The 20,622-nt window shown below is 58.3% G+C and carries 14 protein-coding genes and 1 tRNA gene; 4 read left to right on the top strand and 11 right to left on the bottom strand.

Annotated features, from left to right (window positions below):
• Both AC1DUR_RS13135 and AC1DUR_RS13140 read left to right on the top strand, forming a co-directional pair.
• A partial coding sequence (locus tag AC1DUR_RS13135) for an RHS repeat-associated core domain-containing protein (protein ID WP_477721659.1) occupies nucleotides 1-750 on the top strand: 750 nt, incomplete at its 5' end.
• Nucleotides 751-764: 14 nt separating this feature from the next.
• Nucleotides 765-1,235 carry a hypothetical protein gene (locus tag AC1DUR_RS13140; protein WP_477719417.1) on the top strand — a complete coding sequence of 157 codons (471 nt, stop codon included), beginning with the start codon at nucleotides 765-767 and terminating at the stop codon, nucleotides 1,233-1,235.
• Between the two features lie 702 nt (nucleotides 1,236-1,937).
• Here the strand turns inward: AC1DUR_RS13140 and AC1DUR_RS13145 are convergent.
• The 5 genes from AC1DUR_RS13145 to AC1DUR_RS13165 all read right to left on the bottom strand — a co-directional run bounded on the left by AC1DUR_RS13145 (nucleotide 1,938) and on the right by AC1DUR_RS13165 (nucleotide 7,534).
• A complete protein-coding gene (locus AC1DUR_RS13145; RefSeq protein WP_477719418.1) occupies nucleotides 1,938-3,545 on the bottom strand; it encodes a DUF4435 domain-containing protein in 1,608 nt (535 codons plus the stop codon).
• 353 nt (nucleotides 3,546-3,898) lie between these two features.
• Complete coding sequence (locus AC1DUR_RS13150; RefSeq protein WP_477719419.1) at nucleotides 3,899-4,153, bottom strand: helix-turn-helix domain-containing protein; 255 nt, start codon at nucleotides 4,151-4,153, stop codon at nucleotides 3,899-3,901.
• Between the two features lie 293 nt (nucleotides 4,154-4,446).
• Nucleotides 4,447-5,529: an FRG domain-containing protein gene (locus tag AC1DUR_RS13155; protein ID WP_477721660.1), complete on the bottom strand. Its 1,083-nt coding sequence runs from the start codon at nucleotides 5,527-5,529 to the stop codon at nucleotides 4,447-4,449.
• Entirely contained in the window at nucleotides 5,516-6,253 is a 738-nt protein-coding gene (locus AC1DUR_RS13160; protein ID WP_477719421.1) for a hypothetical protein, read from the bottom strand. Before AC1DUR_RS13160 ends, AC1DUR_RS13155 begins: the two co-directional genes overlap by 14 nt.
• 375 nt (nucleotides 6,254-6,628) lie before the next feature.
• Nucleotides 6,629-7,534 carry a CAP domain-containing protein gene (locus tag AC1DUR_RS13165; protein WP_477719422.1) on the bottom strand — a complete coding sequence of 302 codons (906 nt, stop codon included), beginning with the start codon at nucleotides 7,532-7,534 and terminating at the stop codon, nucleotides 6,629-6,631.
• A gap of 180 nt (nucleotides 7,535-7,714) precedes the next feature.
• Here AC1DUR_RS13165 and AC1DUR_RS13170 point away from each other — a divergent pair, with 180 nt between their 5' ends.
• A complete protein-coding gene (locus AC1DUR_RS13170) occupies nucleotides 7,715-8,452 on the top strand; it encodes a ParB N-terminal domain-containing protein (protein WP_477719423.1) in 738 nt (245 codons plus the stop codon).
• Nucleotides 8,453-8,929: 477 nt separating this feature from the next.
• Here AC1DUR_RS13170 and AC1DUR_RS13175 read toward each other — a convergent pair whose 3' ends face one another.
• On the bottom strand, nucleotides 8,930-13,318 hold the full coding sequence (locus AC1DUR_RS13175) for a hypothetical protein (RefSeq protein WP_477719424.1): 4,389 nt from the start codon (nucleotides 13,316-13,318) through the stop codon (nucleotides 8,930-8,932).
• Between the two features lie 281 nt (nucleotides 13,319-13,599).
• Between AC1DUR_RS13175 and AC1DUR_RS13180 the strand changes: the two genes are divergently transcribed.
• A complete protein-coding gene (locus AC1DUR_RS13180) occupies nucleotides 13,600-14,181 on the top strand; it encodes a DUF6988 family protein (protein ID WP_477719425.1) in 582 nt (193 codons plus the stop codon).
• A 1,013-nt stretch (nucleotides 14,182-15,194) separates the two neighbouring features.
• Here AC1DUR_RS13180 and AC1DUR_RS13185 read toward each other — a convergent pair.
• From AC1DUR_RS13185 to AC1DUR_RS13205, 5 genes are all read right to left on the bottom strand, one after another.
• Nucleotides 15,195-17,168 (bottom strand): hypothetical protein, encoded by a 1,974-nt coding sequence (locus tag AC1DUR_RS13185; protein ID WP_477719426.1) that lies wholly within the window; start codon nucleotides 17,166-17,168, stop codon nucleotides 15,195-15,197.
• 125 nt (nucleotides 17,169-17,293) lie between these two features.
• Nucleotides 17,294-18,085 carry a site-specific integrase gene (locus AC1DUR_RS13190; RefSeq protein WP_477719427.1) on the bottom strand — a complete coding sequence of 264 codons (792 nt, stop codon included), beginning with the start codon at nucleotides 18,083-18,085 and terminating at the stop codon, nucleotides 17,294-17,296.
• Nucleotides 18,086-18,246: 161 nt separating this feature from the next.
• Nucleotides 18,247-18,639 carry a type I restriction endonuclease subunit M gene (locus AC1DUR_RS13195; protein ID WP_477719428.1) on the bottom strand — a complete coding sequence of 131 codons (393 nt, stop codon included), beginning with the start codon at nucleotides 18,637-18,639 and terminating at the stop codon, nucleotides 18,247-18,249.
• Between the two features lie 434 nt (nucleotides 18,640-19,073).
• Nucleotides 19,074-20,273: a tyrosine-type recombinase/integrase gene (locus AC1DUR_RS13200; RefSeq protein WP_477719429.1), complete on the bottom strand. Its 1,200-nt coding sequence runs from the start codon at nucleotides 20,271-20,273 to the stop codon at nucleotides 19,074-19,076.
• Nucleotides 20,274-20,446: 173 nt separating this feature from the next.
• Nucleotides 20,447-20,521 (bottom strand) — tRNA-Arg (locus AC1DUR_RS13205).
• Nucleotides 20,522-20,622: the final 101 nt, after the last annotated feature.

The following is a 20,622-nucleotide window of genomic DNA, read 5'->3' on the forward strand; positions in this document are numbered from 1 at the left end:
GGACAGGACCAGACCATCGTCTGGCGCTGGGACACGGCCGAAGCGTTTGGCGGCACGGCGCCGAACCAGAACCCCAGTGGGCTGGGCGCCTTCACCTTCAACCAGAGGTTCCCGGGGCAGGTGTTTGACGCGGAGACCGGGCTGTTCCAGAATTGGAATCGGGAGTACAACGCCCGATTGGGGCGGTATATTCAGTCTGATCCCATCGGACTCCAAGGGGGCATCAATACCTTTGCCTATGTGGGAGGAAGTCCACTCAGATACTCGGATCCAAAGGGCTTGTTGCTGGCACAAACGCTCCCAGTCGGGGCACTTGGTTTAGCCTTCTGCCAAGCTGATCCGAACTGCCGCCAGAAGTTGCAACAACTGGCTCAGCAGTGTGTGGATGCCGTTGATGCAATCAAAAATAGAATCAAAGACTGGATGCGTAATGAGGGGGCAACCACGCCAGTTCCTCCCGTTCCAAGTGATCTTGTTGGCGATCAAAGTAGTGATAACGCAGGTTTAACCAAGAATGGAAAGCGGCATACAAGTGGCCCTTTGACACCTGAGAATGGTGGGACGGGCGATGCCTCTAAGGATTTTGAGCATCTGACGGGGGGTAACAGTCAACCAGCAGGAGGCACTTACCCTCCTGGCACGTCGGTTGGTCCGAATGGAGTCGTACTGCGACCAGGTCAAAAAGGGAGTGGTCCAAGAATTGATATCCCGGGTAATGGGAATAAGCCTCCAGAGACCCTTCACTATTAAATCAGAGGTAAAAAATGGCGCTGCACCTTAAATTCGATCTCGAGGGTATTGACTCGGTTCAAAGCATGATTTTTCGAGGCATAGCTGGCTATGCCTTGGATTCACTTGTGCCGCATGGTATGTCAACTATTTGGTTGTTTCTTGGCGATGGCGCAATACTAAAAATCAACACAAGAATGACAGACACGGTCGGTTGGAATGAAGTTGGAACACTTGTCTTTCGACCTGTAGTTGAAGGCGATGATGTACCACGAATGATGCCACTGCCGCAAGGATGGCGAAATGTAGTGACAGTCGAAAAACTACTAGTTACCGATGATGATTTTTCGGCCGAAAGTGGTTTGCAGATTACCAATGATTTAGGTGAAGTACTCACCATTGTTTGTTCTGAAAATGTTTACCAAATTGAAATTGCGGCGCCTTTCTTTGTCGGTAGGTTCTTGCCTGAATATGAGTTGACTCATTACAAGCGTGTTCCGATATAAGGGTGGCAGTGGGTGCAGATTCCAATTTCGGGCGACCGGCAACGCCGCCGGCGCCTTGTGGCCAGGATCCTACGGTTAACCTTTGTTGGGTCAGTAAAAGTGTGGGCGTACCGCCGCATCTTAGGTCGCCTTTGGAAGCTGTCCACGAGTTATGAAGGCTGTGGCTGGGCGTTGAGGCGCACCCTTGCGATAAGTACCTGTTTTAGCAAGTGGAGAAATGGAGCCCGCAATGCCCGGCGCAGGGCAGGGGGCTGTTTAAGCCGCGGCGCAGGGCCTGGCGCCCGAAGGAGCTAGAGGATGGCAATGCCGTTATCTGCAGTTTTCGATTGTTGATCGGGCTAGTAGCGACACGGTCTTCGCACTGTCCCTTGGAGCACCATCTGCGGATGTCTGCTCTTAAAAGTGAGTGACCGCTACAGATCGACAAACCTCGGACGGCCAGACGCGTGGTGCTGCGTACCCGCTGAAGACTGACTGCGGCTCTTCAACTATCCAATCCGCTTGCTCAATACCGGTCACTCAGGGTTACAAGTAGACCGTCTGCAATGTTGTGATGAATTCACAATCCGCTTCACCCGCTGTCGGCCAGGAGCGGACGTCGGCAACAGGCTGCTTTCGGAAAGGCTACCTGCGTACGCGTCTCGTATGAGTCACGCGCGTCAGAAGCATCGGAGCGCCTGGTAGGTTCGTCGGATGTGTGGGTTAAGCCATGAGGGGTGCAAAGGTGCCGAGGTACGGCTTGATGGCGGCAACGACAGCGATGCGCGCATCAGTTCGCGCAAGGCGAACCACGAGTTCGACGAGCTCTCCTGCCTTCAGCCCCAATGCGTTTCCGATCTGATTCGGCAGAGACTTGCGGTTGTAGAGGCGCAGCAATCCTCGGTAGTCTGCCGCATTGATCACCGTCTGAAATTCCCCGTCGAACTGAGCGTACAGGGCGGGAATGTTGATGTCCTGGGTGAGTTGTTGCAAAGCGGTGGAGAGGGCGGGCACTCCACGGGCCGATGCATCGAAGCAATTGAGTTTGAACTTTACCTCCGCGATGACCCGCAAAGAGACCTGGGTGTCAAGTTCGGTTTTCAACTGCTTGAAGACCTGGGTGACGGCCTGATTGAAATCGGCTGCGGTGTCGCGAGCCAAGCGGGCGCTGACGAGTGCCAGAACCTCCTGTGTGCAGAAGAGGTTCTCGACCTCCGCAACGTCCAACGTGTAGATGTTGTCCGTCTGCAGCGCTGCGATTTCTGGCGCCGTGCGCCGGTCACGATCGATGAGGCCGTAGACCTGCAGGTGGTGGAGCTGAGTATTCGAACGCAAAGCTCGAACAGCTTGGATGACCTGGTCGCAGCTGCCGCGAGGGATGACCAAGAATCCTGTGAGTATCTCGCGGTAGAGCGAGACGTCGTGACTGCCGTTCGCACCCTCGACGAAGACAACAGGCTTCCGACTGCCGAGCACTTCAATCAAGAGGTCATCCGGGAGGTCGTCCTTGTCCTCGATGAGCTCCCAGTCCCAAGATGTTCCATCGAAAGACTTGAGCCAGACGCGCTGTGCGCCTTCTTGGGCCACGGCAAAGTCGACATCGTGAGTGAGGTACACGAACAGGCAATCGGGGCGAAGTCTCTCAATCTCGGCCCACAGAGGGGCTTGCACTGACTTGTGTAGGTGCAACTCGGGCTCGTCGATGACGACGATGCCGTCCTTGGGTGCGGCAAGACACTGTCCGATGAGATAGAAGATGACGCGTTCGCCATCGCTCATTTCAGACGAGTTGTAAATTTTGCTTGCGTCACCGCGAACTTGGGTCTGGATTCGTAACCCGCCGATCACGAGTTCGCGGTGAGGAAGAATCCGCTCCCATGCTTGCTTCACCTTGTCCATTCTAGTCAGTGGCGGCTCGAGCTTGCCGACTGATTGGCGCTGGGCGACTTTGAATTTGGCGTTTTCCTCCGTCTCGTCCGAGAACAGAAAAACCATCAGCTTCGCGAAGTCGTTTAGGGAAAACGTGGCAGGCTTGTTCTGCCACCGGTGGACCTTGTTGTTTCCCGCCTCTACATAGCCAAAGACCAAGTCCTGCTCCGCCAGATCGATAGACGTCGGTGTCGTTGTATCAGGCATAGACAGCGATTTCTGCGCGGAGATTCTGAACACGCGGGCTTGGTCAGGCGAGTTCATGTCTAGCCAGGTTCCAAGGCGAGTTTTGCCTGAGCCATTGGCGCCAACAAAAAGCAGATTCCGATCGGTTGTAATTTTCTGATCGGCTGCGCCGCGGCGCGGAAGCGTAATGGATCGCGTGATTGGAATGGTTGACATCGAATGTGCCGCGTTTAGGTTGATCGTCTAGAGCCGGCCAGCGCGAAGAGACCGCGGTGCGGTTCGCCGTTCGCGACACAATGCCTTCCTCGAGCGTAACCTATGCCCAGGGAGAATGGCCCCGAGCCTTCCGATGGCTAGGCCTCAACCGGCTCGGGTAGYGCAATTAGCGGCTACTTTCGAGCAGCATGTTTCCTGAGGCAAGGGACTGCAATGGGCCCTGAGCTGACATGTCGCTTTCCCGAAAGCAGTCGCTCTCAGACGTCCGGAAGCAATTGGCCAACGCACCAATTCCTCAGTGAATGGACGAATGCTGTACGTGTCACAGCAACCCTGGGGTTGACGGCGTTGCTTCAGCTCTCCGGCGATTGCAAGCTCGTGGTGATGCCATAAAGCGAAAGCAGGCCAAGCATATGCCCAATCGCAACGCCCGGCTCTCCGGACTCGATGCGGGCAATTGTCTGAACGTGAACGCCTAGGCGGGTCGCCGCAGCGGCTTGCCCATCGCCTGCAGCCATGCGGGCGCGTTTCGCCGCGGCACCCATGTCCTTGATGGCCTGCACTGCATCGCTACCAATGTCCGAAGATATTCGCTTGCCTTGAGTCATTCTTGGATTGTCTCCGCAAAGTGACTTGTGGAGCGCACACATTCGATAGCGCCGGGCTCATCGTTTCCATCGCGAATGGGTCGTGGTCGTAGGGACGAAAGACTGCTTTTGACCCGCAAACCGTCATTTGCTGATTATCGACAATGTTCGATTATCAATAGTTAGCACTATTGGCGGCAATTACTGCCGGTCGAGACAGTGACGAATAAAAAGGCTTGGCGGGACCTCCTCGTAACTCTGGAAGTGCTTCGTCAGTACCTCTAGCTACTGTCATCGGAGGCACCCTCTGCCGATCAAGGCACGTAGTAAATTTTCGAGAGCAAGTCCTGGATGACGGGTAGCTTGAGTTCGCTCTTGCGCTCCAGAAGGAACCGAAGGAATTCGTCGTCCTGCGGTTTGGGAAAATAGTACGAAGGCTGCAAGTCAAACTTCCACGCCTCGTGCCCTACCAGTTTCAACGCGACATAAATCCGTTGGGCAGCGTTGTTGGGCGCATGCCCCCAGCCCGTGGAAAAGAACATAGCTGATTGCGCGGCTGGCCGGGTGCACAAAAGGCGTTCAGGCGCCAGCTTCTCATCTTCAAAAAGATCATGGGCGGTGAAGCCACCGAGGCCATAGATGATGGGCGACGCAGCGGAAGTCGCGCGCGTGACCGTGGTGACTCCCTCGACACTCGTCTTAAAGGTGTGTAGAGCAAAAAACAAGGCTACATCGATGTCGTGCGTGACGTCCAAGCCTACGCTAGGAAGGCCGTAGTGCTGCGCGGTCGCAAAGCCCCACATCCGATAGCGATAGGAATTGACAAAGTTCAGTAGCTCCCGCTGCATCCCCCGTTCTCCCGCTCGCTCGTGAACATACAGATCCAGTAATGCGGACCATGCACCGAAGCTGGCCGGGAAGTACAAGTTACTTCGCGCCGCCGAAGGCAACAATGAGGGCTCATCGACGTCCTCTTCCGCTCCATACAGCCGGAGCAGTTCATCCTTCGTGCGCCCCGCTTTCTCTGTCGTGTAGTGGCTGGACTGCCCGCGCCATACACCACTGAAGTTTGGGTCACCTGATTTCACTCTCCCCGCGATGGTCCGAACTTCCTCAATGGAACTGACCTCAATAACAGGCACTCGGCGGAACGGTACTCGTAAGAATGCTCCATTGGCCAGCTCGTCCAGGGGGCCAACAGGCAGATCGTTCGTGCGCCCGTAGACAGCAGCGCCGTGGGCTGGAGTCCAGCTCCAACAGTTTCCGTAAAGTGGATCTACGTACCCCGGTGTTCCCGCGCTCTTGTTGACTTGTCCGATATCACAGGCAGGGGAGACTCGATCTGCAATCGGATTGACGTTATGCAAGTGGGCAAAGAGCTGACTAACGGAGCGCATCGAGCATCCTCTGGCTAGCTTGAATTGCGACTTTCACTATGGCCGGGTCTACTGGAGGGAGCGTTTGAACATTGACGGCCCGGTAAGCGTTGTCGATGTTGGCCTGGCCCGGCGATGCAAATCGTGTTCCAACCTCCAAGCCCAGTGCATAGAAACACGCTGCTTCAATAAAGCTGGGCAGGAAAGCGTCGGCATAGGGTCTATGAAAAATCGTGGGGCGTCCCCCCGTTTTCTCTTCAGCAAGGGCAACCATGTCGCGCAAAGACTTGGCGTATTCGTACTTATCCAAATAGAGACCCATGAGGCAGTTCAAGGGCGCTCGTATAAGCTCAATCGCGGCGGGCTGGTCCTGGATGATGAATGCCCGCTTGTCGTGCATTTCGGGCTTCCTGCCTACCTGAACGGTGGGCCTGAAACGCAGAGACTGCAAGGCAGTTCCAGTTGCCTCAGTGATCAGTGGATCCAGGGCGCGACAAACGGCAACCTTCTGAGAAGGCACCACGTATCCATCCATCAAGTACCCAAGCAGGATTGCGAAGATCTGCTCGAATGCAGGCTCTGCATGTTCAAGAGGCATCAGCAGCAGGCTCTCGGGTTGGTCGCCCGGAACGGTTCGCCCCTCAAGGATACGCGACGCGACCATGATGTCAGATACGGACGTCCAGGCAGAGAGCTCGCCCAATATCTCGGCGCTCCTAGCTAGTGGAAAAAGCTCCTCGCTCATAGCACTCCCTACCGCTTGTTCGCAGTCACTTGGAAAACTCTGGTTCTGTGTGCAGATTTTACTTGCAGGCCCAGCCACACAACGTCGATCAGTCTTGAGCCGACGGTCGCAACCGCAAGGCGAACGTCAGCTCATGGCCGAATCAGGCAGTTCGAGCTGGCGAACTCACCGTCCGCTGTCGCTAGCGTAGCCGCCGGCCGCTGGCCGCGTGCCGCGTGCCAGCAAGGAAGGGCGTGCGCCAGGATGGCCTGTTAGTGCCAACAACTAAAAGCGTGCAGGCAATTTGCTACATTTTTAATTGCATCTTGCGCCCGATAGATAAGGGCTAGAGCCAATTCTTGTTCTTAAACGACCCCGATAGCACAACTGTGTTGCCTAACGCGCCGCGCCAAACACCTGCACCCAGTAAATGCCCGCGCTGCTTCTGTTGTTCACCGCAAAGGCGGCACCCATTTCGGTATAAGTCGGCGACATGATGTTGGCGCAGTGGCCGGGGCTGTTGAGCCAGCCCTGCACGGCCGCGTCGGCCCGCATCTGGCCTGCGGCGATGTTCTCGCCGATGGCGCGCCATGGGTAGCCGGCGCGGCTGGCGCGGCCGTCCAAGTGGCTGCCGTCGCGGCCGGTGTGGCTGAAGTAGCTGTAGCGCGCCATGTCTGCGGCGTGGGCATCGGCCACGCCGTGCAGTGTGGTGCTGAGCCGCAGTGGGCGGGCCGACGCGAAGGAATCGTTGCCGCAGCGGCGGGGCTTGGCGCGCGCCTCGTTCACCAGGGCAAGCACCCGCGCCTGCACGCCGCCGGCCCGCGCCGTGCTGGGCGGCAAGAACGGAGCGGCCAGCACGATCCAGGTTTGCGTGCCGCGCTGGTGAAAGCCGGCCTCGGCCAGTTCGCCCTGGGTGACCGTGCTGCAGGAATGGCCCACCGCGCCCTGCGTCAGCGCGGCGGCCCCGCTATAACCCTGCAGCGTGATCTGCGCCGCCCGCACGGCGCGGTAGTCGGCTGCTTGCAGCGGGTCACCGAGCTTGCTGCCGCCCGCGATGAGCGCAGCGGCGCCCGACAGGCGGGTGTTTTCGCGCAGTGGGGCGGCTGGGCCGGGGCGCCCTTCGCAGCCTTGCTGCCGCGCCGCGTTCACTGCGCGCAGTAGTGACAGGTGTGGTGGCTGGTGGTCGGGCGCGCTCGCCTGTGCCTGTGCCGGCCCGGTGGCGGCCAGCATGGCCAACGCCAGACACCCCGCGGCGCTCCGCCACGCGCCGTGAGGTTTCATCACCGTGCCGAGAAATTTCATTGGGCCATGATAACGACGCACTGTTGCCGAACTCAGATGCTCCTGTTTTGATAGCTATCTGCGCCTATAGCTATTGGGTTAGAGGTCGCTTTTTCAAAGAAAATGACCGGATGGTTGCCCTAGGGCGGCTTGGGTCTTCTAGAATGGCGCCCCTGCCATTGCCTATCTGCTTGCCACCCCATGAACATCACGGTTAACGAAGAACTGCTTGCCTATATTGATCCGCTGACGCCCGAAGAACACGGCGCCCTGGAGCGTAGCCTCTTGACCGAGGGCTGCCGCGACGCCCTGGTGCTGTGGGGCGAGGTGCTGGTGGACGGGCATAACCGCTATGGCATTTGCAGCAAGCACGGCATCCCCTTCAATACCGTGCAAAACAGCCGGTTCAAGTCCATCGACGACGTCCACCTGTGGATGATTGACCAGCACCTGGGGCGCCGCAGCGTGTCTGATTTTCAGCGCGGCGTGCTGGCCCTGCGCAAGAAGGACATTCTGGCCTCGCGCGTGCAGCCAGCGTCTGGCGAGCCGCCAGTTTCGGGGCCCCTGACGCCCGAACCCATGATCACCCGGGACGCCATCGCCAAGGCGGCGCGCATCAGCAGCAACACCATCAGTCAGATTCAAAAGATCCAGAAGTCGGCAACGCCCGAACTGGTGGCGGCCGTGAAGTCGGGCACGATTTCCATCAACGCGGCGGCCACCGTGGCCTCGCTGCCCGTTGAAGAGCAAGTGGCCGCGGTGGCCGGTGGCAAGAAAGAGCTGCAGCAGGCCGCCCGGCAGGTGCGTGAAACCAAGGGCGTGGCGCGCGCAGAGCCCGAATCGCCTGAGGCTGTGATTGCCCGGCTCAAGCAAACCATCGCGGAGCTCAGCGCGGAGAATGCGGCGCTCAAAGCGAAGTTGGCCGAGCTGACTTCCTGATTGCGCCGGGGCTGAAATCCTGGGGGCCTGAACGCTGGTGTGGCTTCACCAGTACATTTCCAGGTTAAAAGGATGGGTGGCTGAAGGTTCAGCATGAGGCTGGCCGCAATGCCCATTAAGGTCGTCATGATCGGCCACCAACACTACGGCTATCGCCAAGGTACGGCGGCTGAATCTGAAAAACGGCAATAGCACAGGTCGTGCGAATAGGCCGTGGGCAATGTGGTTTCCCCTGTGTGTCTGCAAAGGCCGACAAAGTTGCCTGTCAATGATGGACAGTGTTAGGCAACATCCGGCCAACTCCGGTCATCCGAGCGTTTGCATCAAGGGGCAGGTCAAGAATGGAAGGAGTCATTCGATGACGGCGCCTGCTTGACGGCACACGCCCCTCAGCCGTCGGTTGTGGTCGGTGCAAGCGGTCATTCGTGAGCGTGTCAGACCGACCCGCAGCGGGCCGTCCAGGGTCATGCTTGACCGCTATGCGCGGCACTCACGTGGACTGCCGCCGCTTGGCGATTTCCTGGCCACCCTAGTTGATTCGTCAGCTCGGGCACGTGCATCAAGGGCGAATGCCCGCACTTCAACCGGGCCCGTCTCGTTGTTGATCACACCAGCGGCTGTCGCACGCACATGGTCCATCACGCGCGCGAAGGTCCACACCTCACCGTCTTTTCTCCATTTCTTTTCGGTGTGCAAGGAGACCACGAGGATGCCATGTCGTCGCTTCTTCGTGCGGAGGTAGTCTCGCGCGAGCTGCCCGCTGAGCGTTCCTTCGAGTTCGTTGATGGTCCATCCCTTGTTCCCATTCTTCACCTCAATCGCCAGCTCAACGTTCGCCGATGTTGAAGAGACAACGATGTCGGGCTCATTTTTCTTCGCAACTTTCGGTTCTCTGTGCACGTGGAAACGACCCCGTGATCGCTCGTTGAGCCGCTCAGTTAGCCAGTTTTGCACCTGGTCTTCGTCCTGTGCAAGCTCAAGCACAGATCGGCTGCTTGCATCGGCTTGGTCGAACGACCCCGCGATGTCCGAGAGTACGGCCATGACCACTCGCAGCAGGTCTGCGCCAGTTTTTACCGGGCCGGTGCCAGCCTTCTCAAACGCGACGACTTCCGACTCGGCCCACGCAACCAAGTCTCCATCTGATTCGGCCTTGGCGTGGGCGAGCTCCCGCATCCGCAGGCTGCTCCCCATAAAGGTTGGATCCGCCGCAAGCTCTTGCAGTGCGTGGAACGCATAGGCTCCCGAGCGTGAGAGTAAAGCGTTCAGAACGACGCGGCGGGCGTCTTCCGCCGTGTCGCGTGCCGTCCGCGTATCGTCGTTCTCTGGGTCTCGGTCCACTTGTGGTGGGACGCTGCTGTAGAGCAGCTTCACCAGCGCCAGAAGTGCTGGAACGGACATCTCGGTTAGCGCGGTGGAACCATCGCGATGGCCATGTCCAAAGAGATCTCCCAGCCATTCCTGTGTACGGGCATGCCACGCAGCTTCATCTTCCGTGTCCCCTCGCGTCATCAACGCAAGCAGCTGCTGTACTGCATCGTCTGGCACTAGGAGCAGGCGTAAGGCAAGGTACTTCCGCGCGCGCTTTTGTTCGGCGGCGTCTAAGTGCTCCTGCAGCCTCCGTTCGACAAGATGCTGCAAGGGTTTCGACGGCAGATCGGCGCGGCTTACCGTCAAGAGTTGCAACACTCGGTCCAAGGTGGCTTCATCGGCAGGCTCAGCCTTTCGTAGAAGCTGGAAGACGCGCGCAGCCACTACGGGTCGCGCGACAGTTTGGCCGTACGCGCTGCGGCTCAATAAGTCGGTGCGCGCGCCTTCCGAGGCGTATTCGACAGCTGCCGACCGTTGAACGACTTCGATTGCCTCAGTCGGTCGGGTTTCAACCAACTGTTGGAACCAATCGGCGCTGCTGTCGCCGACGAAGCACGCGTGCTTGGTTGCCAGCCGAACTTCATCTGCCGTGAGCATCTTCGTCCAGGTGGGGTCCTCCGCGCTTTCGATGGCAAGGCCGTGAAGTGCCAGGATGCTGATGTGTTTCGTCGTGTAGCTCCCGTTCCCGTGGTAGGCAGGCCTCTCCGCCTTGATATGCCGCCACGCCAATCGCATCCCGTTGCTGTAGCGTTCCGCCACGGCTTGACCGAAAACAGGTTTCAGCGCGCGCCAGGATCTCGCGCTCTCGGACGCCTCCTCCCTACCGACCTTCGCTTTGATCCAACTGGTCAAGTGGTGCAGACGGAAGAGGCCCGCCTTCCAGCTTATGAGGTTCGCCGGGTTGTCGAGGATTTCCGGATTTGCGCTTAGTTCATCGCGGAAGTCCTTCCAGGATTGCTTCGCAACGGTCTCCTGCTCTTTGCGCTTGCGCTTGTCCTCTTCACGCTGAGCGGCATGCGGATCCTCCGGAAGTGGCGCTTCTATCTGCTTGAGATCCTCTTGGAGGATCGGCTTGGCGGCTGCCAGAGATTCGACCCGGTGTCGCTGGTCGGTGAGCATTCCGGCGCTGGCGAGGGCGCTATAGACGCCACTGAATGCCACTCGCCGCTCGTTTTCCTCAAGGCGGCCGTTCGCATCCTCAAGAAGCCAGTCGATATCGCCCGCCCCAACGTCCCAGAGCCGCCGACCTGAAAACGGCCCGATCTGCCAAACGCGGATTGGCGGGTTCTCACGCGGCCCTCCCATCCACCCGACCTGGGCGTCCGACCACATCAGGGCTCGATTCAACTTCGGGTCGATCTGAACTCGCTTGGAGATCGATGCAAGCACCGCTTCCCCGTCGTGATCGTCGGTTGCACGCTCAACTGCCATGAGCAGACGTACCAAGCCCGGCTCAACATCGCCGAGTCTCCGCGCGTCGAGCTCCAGTTGCGCGACCGCGGCAAGGCCCTTACCGAGTTCTGCATGACGCTTCGAGATCGCCTCCAGGTTGTCATCTTGCGGCGGTCGCAGGCAAAGCTCTGCCAAACCAAAAGCAAGCTGCCGCGCGGAAGCTCGGTCCGGTGCCGCTCGGAACAACGCGGCGAGGTGTGATGCAAAACCTTCTACCTGGAAACGTTGCGCCGGGTTCGATCTGTCGATGACATCGAGAAGGTCGCCGGTGGTGAGGTAGTTCGGATACAGCACAAGAGCGAATTCGGGCGCCAACCGTGCATTCAGTTTGTCTGGCGCTGAGCGAACGTCGCGTGCAAGGCGCTCCAAGCCAATTCCGTCAGCGCAGGCTTGCAGCGCCTGCGCCGCGACCATGCGGGAGTATTGATTCTCAGCTTGGTCGAGGGCGATGCTGCGAGCCAGATCGACGCAAGCTGGTACCGGTGCCTCCCCGATAAAGCGCAGCAGCTGCAAGCGAAAGTCATGCCGGTCGTTGGCATTCCACGCCTGACGAATCGCACCAGCCAGGTCGGGATCCGAAAACAGCCAGACGGCCCGATAGTCGATCATTTCGGGGTTGAGCTCGCCCTTTGCATCCAACGCGGCATATACCTGTAGTAGCTTTTCGCGAGCAGGGATCGGAAGTGATTTCGGGTCGCCGTGAGCTATGAGCGACACCGGTTCCCTGCGAGTGATCTCGTTGAGGATTACCGGATCGCTCTGCGCGAGCCACGCTGCAACCGTCCGCAACGTGGGACGAACGGTTTCAACACCATAGAGCTCAACGAACAGCAGCCGACGCACCTCCTCAAGAGGGCAGTTCGCGCTCAGCAGTCGCTTGAGCCAGGACGCAGCAAGGAACTCTTGGCTCGAGCGCTGGTGAAAGCGCACGCGACCGTATGTGGCGGGTGCGAACAAACCTCGTCGAAGTAGCGCGCTGACCTGCGCTGGTGTGAAGTCGGGCAGGATATTCAATGGCTCAATCGCGCCTCGGGAAAGGTCGGCGTCAGGTTCTTGTCCAGGAGCGCGAAGCGTGAACGTCTTACCTAAGACAAGTGCGGCTGCCAGCCGCTCGGCACCTTCACGCGCCAGCTGCGGTGTGAGTTGACCAGCGTCCGAACGATCCGCATCCTCCTCCGTTAGCTTGCGTTGAATCCCCTCTTCGGTCATCTCTTTCAGCGAGCCAAACCGAGAGTGCTCTTTCCAATAGCCGATCAGGTCGATGAGATCCCCCGGCCGTTCGGTCATTCCCACCAGACCTGAACGATCCACTGCCCGCAGGAACTCGTCGCTGTCGGGGACATTGGCCGCTTGCGCGAGCCGCTTCTTCTGCTCGAAGGTCAGCGGCACGAGCTGCACCACCAGAAGGTCAGTCGGTTGCTCAGGCTTCGCCGATGGCTCACGGCGGGTCTTTTCCGAGGGGCTGAAGATCGGAGCAAGAAGTGCTTCATCGGGATCCAGCATTGGGGCCTGACCCAAGTAGACGACGTACGGGAGTTGTTCTCTGATGAGCTCTCGGTCACCCTTGCCATGCCAGTCGCTTGCGCGACAAGTAATGATCACGTGCGCGCGCCCCAGGTTGTCGCGTCCGAGCTCTTTCGCGAAGCGCCGCAGGGCGAATCCGAAGTTCTTCTTGTTCAACCTTGCTTCATCAACCGAATCGAGAAAGAACCATGCCGGAGCTTGCGAACTTGCTTTCCATTCTTCGAAGCCCATCGACTCCGTCTGTTCCAGGCCAGTTTGGAAGCCGCTGTCTGCAAGCTCCTCGATCCGTACAAAGTAGGCGTGCTTGCCGTGCTGCCGAAGTCGCTTGGTCTGAAACAGCAGCTCACGGGTCTTCCCACTGAGCGCCTCTGCGAGGAGGACGACTCGCTGGCGCTCGAGCAGTTCGTCCCAGTTGAGCCATCCACCGTACTTCCTGCCGGCGGCGGCGCCCCACTCGAGAGATGCCTCTTTATCCTTGGACAGCGGCGCAAACAATCGGTCGAGATCAACAAAGTCCATCGGTTCTTTGTGCGAATTGCGTTCGGGGGTCGACGACCTAGGGTCGCTGATTCGGCTTCAGCACCCATCGCTCCGCCTCGCGGCGAGTCATTGGCACCAAAGTTCATCATTCTCCACTAAACGAGCGTGCCGCGCGACCACGCGGTCCCATGGGGAACACCTGGACGGGCACTACTGCGAGAATCAAGTCTTCGATCGGCAGGCTGGTTGGTACGTGCCGCACCTATTCGAGAGGATCTGATGGCTGAGGAATCGCTGGGCAAGTCGATGCAACTTATTGAGTGGCTCGCACGCCAAGTGGGCGGCGTGCGTCTCGGCGGCGACCTACGCACCCGCGTGGCGGCCATCTGCTTCGGGGTCGCACAAGAGCACCATGCCGCGATCGTCACGCTGCTCGCGCTCGCGACGCCCCTAACCTCGAGCGCCTTCTTTCACTGGGCCGCCCGCAGTTTGAGGCCTACGTGCGCGGGATATGGCTGGCCCATTGCGGAACCAATGAGCAGGTCGAGGGCTACCTGCAGGACAAGATCCCCGATATGTCCAGCCTGATTACGGCCCTCGAGAAGCTGCAGGGCGATGGTGAGGTCAGCAGCCTCCGGACGATCTACCGGCGTAGCTGGCGCGCCATGAGCGGGATGACCCACACTGGCGCAGAACACTTCGAGCGATGGAGCGACGGTGAAGTGCTCGAGCCCGCCTTCACGTCCGACGACATCGGTCGAATTCTCGACTTCGCGGCGCGCATTGGGGTGCTCAGCACCGCAGGAATAGCCCAACTTTCCCACGACCCTGATCTTTGGCAGCGTCTGCTCGCCGAGTCTCGAGCGCTGATGCCCCCGCGCTTCGACGCGTCACCGGAGTGAACGTCTGCGACAGCATGGGCACGGCGCTGGCCTGATCGGTCGGCATGACAACTACGTCAGGGGCGGGCCACCGGCGTGACCTCAGAAACTAGTCATAGCCGAACCGGTGACCTGCGGCAGACAATCGACTCGCGCCCCCGGGTCCTTGGCTTAGCGGAGCCGCAGCCGGATCCTTTCACTATTTGTGTCAGCAGTTTTTCACTTACTTGCCACAGATTTCACTCTCTCCGTCACCCGACAGGTGCGTTCCCTGCCGGCGTCGCGCCGAAGGTGGTCGAACGACCGCCTTGGGACATCAGGGCGAATGACGACTCATGGCCCGGTCCGGCAGGTCGGGCAGCCAATGTCACCGTCTGCTTACGCTGGAGGCTGTGTGAAAACGTCCTGGAAATTGTCGATTACATACGTGTCGCAAAAGTCGACCTCGTAGAACGGCCCACAAGCGACGATCGTATGGTCGGGAATGGTTTTGGTACACCCAATTTCTTGATCCTGGCGCCTGTTTTCGAGTTTTCACACAACCTCGCTGCAGTCCCGCCGTTCGAAACCCAATTCTCAGTGACCGTAAAGGGGCGGCTGTTGATCTACAGATAATTCTCTCAAAACAGTCATCATCAGCATCGCTAGTCAGTTAGAGCCAGAATGATGGCAGGCGATTTCCAGCGTCAGCATTCTTTCTCTAGCCACGGCTTTGCTGCTCATCAATGCGGTTTACAGCCGCTCGCGTAAAAAAAGTTAACTGTATCCATCGCTGATTGCAAACTGTACGGGCATAAAGTTGCGTGCCGCTATAGGCGGCAGGGTAGAGGTCATAAACAAAAGCTGTGCATAACTTTGTTAGCAACAGGCGTTGAAGTTGGCGCAACCCGCGCCTATCTTGCTCCGTTACAGTTAGCTGAAAATATAAGCACCAGTCCCCCGTCAGCGCATCTATGCTACCTTGTTCACATCAAATTTGTGGGATACAAGGCAGCGCGCAGCGCAGTCTCTTTTCTGCCGTACCACCCAAACTGCTAACGAGGCGACCACCGCAGGCCCTGGTTGTGTACCCGCACCGCTGCGGTATGAATAATCTCCTTGCGGTGTTGAATAAGATGCATCGACACGTCCGATTGGATTTGCCGCCGCAGCGATGCTAGGTGTCTGCCGCGTGCAGTAGCACCAAACTGCTGGTTAAGCCAAGCCAGAAATTGAATAGCTTTTGCGAGGGACACATCCGATGCCCGCCGGTTGTTGATGCCACTGTGTTGAGTGATCGCAAAAGTTAGTCCGTCCGGCGCTACCGCACCGCTTAATGTGGCGTCTTGGGCGCGTTCATCAACCTCAAACTCGATGAGCGTATCTTCGCCGGTTCGAAGGCATTTCAATCGAACATAAAATGCCCGCACCACCAGCGCGTTGGTGATGAACGAAGGGTCGTCGGCACAGTTGCAAAGCTCCTCAGCCGTGAGCTCGAAGCTGGCCCGCGAAACTAACGGCGAAAATAGCCATGCGTCGTCATTCCACGCGTCGAGCTCTATGGCCGTAATGAATTCGGGTGCTTGACCAGGCGCCGCAGTAAAGCCAAAGGTCTGAGCTGTGCTGGCAACCAATGTTGGCAAAACCTTGTGTAACGCTGTATACCGCTGCAACGACACCAGCAGCGCATACCGCCAATGTTCGATATACCCGATTCTTTTGCTCACGGACAGCCGGCACAGCTTGAGGTGAGTCGCGCTCCGGACCTCATAGGGCAAACCGAGCAGCCACTCCTGAAAGAAGTCATCCGCGCTCAGCCCGGCGACCTGGAATTCAAAATCATCCTGCTCATCAAGTGCGGGCCAGCCCTGGTCGCCCTGCGCATCTTCAGCACTATCCTCCAAGTCCGGGTCTTCAGCCCATGCCCGGTCGGCTTTCGGGTCGAAAATTCCCCGGGTAGATCCGTCTACCGCAGCACGATGATGCTCAATCACGTAGCGCCGCCATGTCCGCTGCGCCGCCTGGCGGTGCTGCAGCGTAGTGACCGGCCCCAGCGCCTTGCACAAACGTTCGGGAAAAAGAAACGCAAGGCCGTCACGCATGCGCCGGTGGTGTGTCATGGCCAACGCCGTAGCGCCTCTGAAGCTGCTCGGGCGAACTTCTGGCGGCAGCGACGCGATATGTCGCGTCAAGGTTTGGAAAACCTCAACACTGACCTCCCTGGCGCCAATGACGCGGTTCAGATATCGGACTTCCGCGTGGTTCAAGCCAAACACTTGTCGAATGACAATGCGAAGTGGGGCTTGCTGATCAGCCGCCCTAAGCAATTGATCGGTGCAAGCACTGCGGTGGCTTATGGCGTGGGTCAACAGGGCGGGCTCAAGCTTCAAGGCTGCATGCCTAATCGTCCTTAAAGGCTCTGCAACACACAGCCAGTTGTATACGGCCGTTGACCGGGAACGGGCAGAGCGCATTAGGCTGACGGTGCTCATATCGGCGTGGGCGCCTAGCGCGGCAAGCAGGCACGCCCTGATGAAGTGAACCCCCTGCTCTTGCCAGCAGGTCAGTAGGGCTTTAAGGCGCCGGGCGCTGCCGGCCACCTCGATGGCACGTGCCCATTGGTGGTCTAAATGTTGACGCAGCTGTTGCAGGTCGGCGCTGCACAGCGGCTTGGCGTCCTGGGTCATTTCGTGGGTTAATCGTGCCCAGTCTGGCGCCTGGTAGGCGTCAACTGTGCCAGTGCATGTGAGGCGCAAAAACTCGCCGGTTTCCTTGAGTCCGACATGGACCTCGATAATGTCGCTCACCGGAAATGACGCAATAGTTTTGAACACTCCATGACCGACAGACGACAAATGGACCAGGGGCTGATGGATAGAGCGCCACTGCTTGGCGCCGAAGTGTTTGAGTGAGCTGGTGGGCGAGAAGTGATTAACCGCGCTGGCGATGGTGAAAACAAGCGGAGCTTGGGCCGCGCCCTCAGTCACGTTGAGACATTCAGCATTCAAAACATTCGGTGCGGATTGCATGGGTTAATCCTTTCTGGCGAATCGGCGTCGCCAAGTTCGCATTTCTCAACGGTTGGAGTCACGGGTGTGCAGACGCCCATGCCCGTGGTGTTCAGGGTGGGGCGGTAGGTGTAAGCGCTTGTGGCTTACAGAACAGACTTCAATGCGTTCTGTTCGAACGGCTGGAGGTCTCTGATGTAGCGCTGGACCATGAACTCGGATCGATGACCCGTTTGGCGCTGAATGGCCCAGTTGGGCACACCGGCTTTGGCCGCACTGGTCACCAGGCCGGCCCGTAGGCTGTGCGCCGAGAAACCCTTGGCATGGAGGCCCTTGGCTTGCATACGCTGGTTCAATATCCAGCCTATGGCTGCATCACACAGCCCTCCGCCCGCGTTGCCATAACGGTCGATCCGGCGAAACAGCGGTGGATTGCTGAGCTCCCCGCAGGCGGGCAGGCGAGCAGTCGCCTTCAGCCAGTCCTTCAGCGCGCGCACAGGGCATAGAGGCGTTTCGCCAAACGGCACGGCCACATTGCGGCCTGTGCCATTCGGATCAGTCTTGCTGGCCCCCAGCCGTATCACCGCCCCGCGCCGGGTAAAGCTGACACTGCCCACCGTCAGGCCGGCCAGCTCGGAGCGCCGAAACCCGCCAGCGAAGCCAGTCAGCAGCAAAGCGCGATCACGCAGGTTTCGCATTGCGGAGAAGGCGGCAACAGGCCTGACCAGCTTGCGCAGCATCTGCACGGTGATCGGCTTGGCCTGTTTCTGTGCCGTGCCATGGACCCGGCGAATGCCACGCAGTGTGGCCTTGACGATGGGAGAGGCGACCGGGGATTCGAATCCGGCTGTCGCATGCCCATGGGCAATCGCGGCCAGATGCCGCGTCAGCGTGCTGATCTTGAGCGTGCCGGCACAAGCGGCCAGGTAATTTGCCACCGTCTGGGACGAGCAGGGAATCTTCCCACCCCACGCTTTGAAGCGCGCAAGGTCCGATGCATAGGCTCGTTGCGTGTTGGCGGAGAGGCTGCAATCGACGTAAGCTTTGACGGCGGCCGAATGCCGGGGCAGACAGCCTCGAGGGAGTGCGCGGCGGCGCATCAGTACTCACTCGGCAACAAAAACGTTGTGCAGCTGCGGTCGGCTTCGGTGATGAGCCAAATGCGCCGGCCAACAGCATCATCATCTCTATCAGCCTCAGCAGCTGAGTTATTCGGCGTCAAGGATGCCTCGCCAGTGACGGTTTTATCCTTCAAAGGCAGCCGATACACCGACATAAGGCGAAAGCCCTGTTCGAGAGAGAGCCGATTCTCTTCGGCATCTTCGGCGCAAATCTCGCCCCAGTCGCCGGTTATATGCCGCATCAGCAACACTTCTGGACTGGTGGCGGTCTGTCGCAGTAGGTGCAGTGCACCCGGTGTCGCGACAATGCGTCCCAACAAAAATAAGGGTCGACGCGGTGTTTTTGGAGAGTTTTCAAACGGTGCAGACATGGCAAGGCCTTTCTTAAAGAACTAACAAGGGAAAAGGTGGACGTGGCTTTGCCTCAGCCTTTGTGCGGAAGAAAAGCGGTGTGAATGGAGAAGCGGAACGGCGGTGCGGCTACGTGCAAAGACGAACGCGCACGCCCACTTGGCCCAAGCAAAGCGGGTCGAATTAACGGGAAAACGAAAGCTGGGGAGGAAGGTTTGGCAGGCGCGCAGCGGGTGCGGGTTGCCGGGTGTCGCAGCGAGAAAACGTTGAAACTGAGGCTATTTTAACTCAAAAGTAGATAAAAAGTACTACTTTTTGAGTGAAAAACAGCCAAAAATGACTTTAAACGCGAGTTTTTGGCGCTTATCGGCAATTGGGGGCAGCGCCAGCTGCGCCAGGCCCTGTAATGGCTCTCAAGCGCTTCTGCCTAAGGTTGACGGTACCCGAGGCGGTCTTACACGCTTTGACGTAACTTGTCCAAATAGTCTGCCCAGCGTTGCATCATTTTGCGACGTGCTGGCAAATGAGCCGTACGGTTGTATGCGCGGCCGTTTGGATCTTTCACTGCATGGGCCAGTTGGTGTTCGATGAAATCAACTCGCTCGCCCAATACTTCATCCAAGATGGTTCGCGCGGTGGCTCGAAACCCGTGTCCGGTTTGTAGGTCCCCGCTATAGCCGATGCTTCGTAAGGCGGCATTGATCGTGTTGTCGCTCATTGGCCGTTCACCGGTGCGGATGCTGGGAAGAGCATAGCGGCCATGACCAGTTATTAGCGCTAGTTCACGCAAAATTGCTACGGCTTGGCGAGGCAGCGGAACGATGTGGTCAGCATTCATCTTCATTTTTTCGCCTGGGATACGCCATTCCGCATCGTCAAGACGAAGTTCCGCCCATTCCATCGTACGCAGTTCAACAGGACGAACAAGGCACATAGGCGAAAGCTTGAGGGCGGCCACGGTGGTGAAGTGGCCGGTATAGGCGTGCATTGCACGCAATAAGGCGCCTAATGCTTCGGGCTCGGTTATCGCGGCGTTGTGCTTCACGTCCGGCTTGCTGGCTAACGCTTCGCGCAGGTCCGATGTAACGTCACGCTCGGCTAGTTCTGTGACAACGGCATAGCGAAATATTTGGCCAATATTCTGCTTTACGCGGTGGGCGGTTTCGATAGCTCCTCGCGCCTCGATCTTTCGTAAAACCTTCTCTAGAACGTCCCTAGGGCCAATTGCGGACATGGCCATATTTCCGATGAAGGGGAATACGTCCTTTTCAAGCGACCGCGAAATCTTGACTTGGGTGTTGGCAGCGCGCTTCGCCGTTGTTTTGATCAGCCAGTCGCGCGCTACGATTTCAAATGTGTTCGAGGCGGCCACAGCTTTGGCGCGCCGATCTTCCTGTTTGGCGGTATTAGGGTCAATGCCATCGGCTAGTTGTTCCTTGGCCTTTTCGCGGCGCTGCCTGGCTTTGGCCAGCGAAACGTCGGGGTAAACGCCCAGTGCGAGTGTTTTTTGCTTATCGACAAAGCGGTAGTTGAACCGCCAGTACTTGCCGCTCGGCTTAACTAGCAGATACAGCCCATGGCCGTCGCTGTGTTTTTCGCCAGCAGCCTTGCTACTGGGTTTGAGGTTTTTTACATAGGTATCGGTTAGTGCCATGGCAGTGTTTGATGGTACTTTTTTTAGGGCGTTTTCTAGGTACCATCAAAAGTACCATCAAAACGGCTGCATACCAGTGTATTCCACTGCACGATCTTGGACAAAGAAAAACCCGCAATGCCAATAGGCATGCGGGTTTCTTGGTCTTTTTTGGATTTGTTTGGATGTTGGGGTGGTACCACCAACAGGAATCGAACCTGTATCTAGCGCTTAGGAGGCACTCGTTCTATCCATTGAACTATGGCGGCACTTTTTCTGCTTTTGTACTTCTTTCGAAGAACTGGAATTGTATGCGCTGGCTCCGGGGAACCGGGATGGGTGCTTGCTTCGATGCGGCTCGGCTGCCAGG

The sequence above is a fragment of the Polaromonas sp. P4_F4 genome (genome assembly GCF_056401355.1).

What these genes read in the sequence shown, in the direction of transcription:
- AC1DUR_RS13160 (WP_477719421.1), bottom strand. Translation starts at nt 6,253, where the DNA reads ATGAGCGAGGAGCTTTTTCCACTAGCTAGGAGCGCCGAGATATTGGGC.
- AC1DUR_RS13185 (WP_477719426.1), bottom strand. Translation starts at nt 17,168, where the DNA reads ATGCAATCCGCACCGAATGTTTTGAATGCTGAATGTCTCAACGTGACT.
- AC1DUR_RS13150 (WP_477719419.1), bottom strand. Translation starts at nt 4,153, where the DNA reads ATGACTCAAGGCAAGCGAATATCTTCGGACATTGGTAGCGATGCAGTG.
- AC1DUR_RS13195 (WP_477719428.1), bottom strand. Translation starts at nt 18,639, where the DNA reads ATGTCTGCACCGTTTGAAAACTCTCCAAAAACACCGCGTCGACCCTTA.
- AC1DUR_RS13140 (WP_477719417.1), top strand. Translation starts at nt 765, where the DNA reads ATGGCGCTGCACCTTAAATTCGATCTCGAGGGTATTGACTCGGTTCAA.
- AC1DUR_RS13165 (WP_477719422.1), bottom strand. Translation starts at nt 7,534, where the DNA reads ATGAAATTTCTCGGCACGGTGATGAAACCTCACGGCGCGTGGCGGAGC.
- AC1DUR_RS13170 (WP_477719423.1), top strand. Translation starts at nt 7,715, where the DNA reads ATGAACATCACGGTTAACGAAGAACTGCTTGCCTATATTGATCCGCTG.
- AC1DUR_RS13145 (WP_477719418.1), bottom strand. Translation starts at nt 3,545, where the DNA reads ATGTCAACCATTCCAATCACGCGATCCATTACGCTTCCGCGCCGCGGC.
- AC1DUR_RS13155 (WP_477721660.1), bottom strand. Translation starts at nt 5,529, where the DNA reads ATGCGCTCCGTTAGTCAGCTCTTTGCCCACTTGCATAACGTCAATCCG.
- AC1DUR_RS13175 (WP_477719424.1), bottom strand. Translation starts at nt 13,318, where the DNA reads ATGGACTTTGTTGATCTCGACCGATTGTTTGCGCCGCTGTCCAAGGAT.
- AC1DUR_RS13200 (WP_477719429.1), bottom strand. Translation starts at nt 20,273, where the DNA reads ATGGCACTAACCGATACCTATGTAAAAAACCTCAAACCCAGTAGCAAG.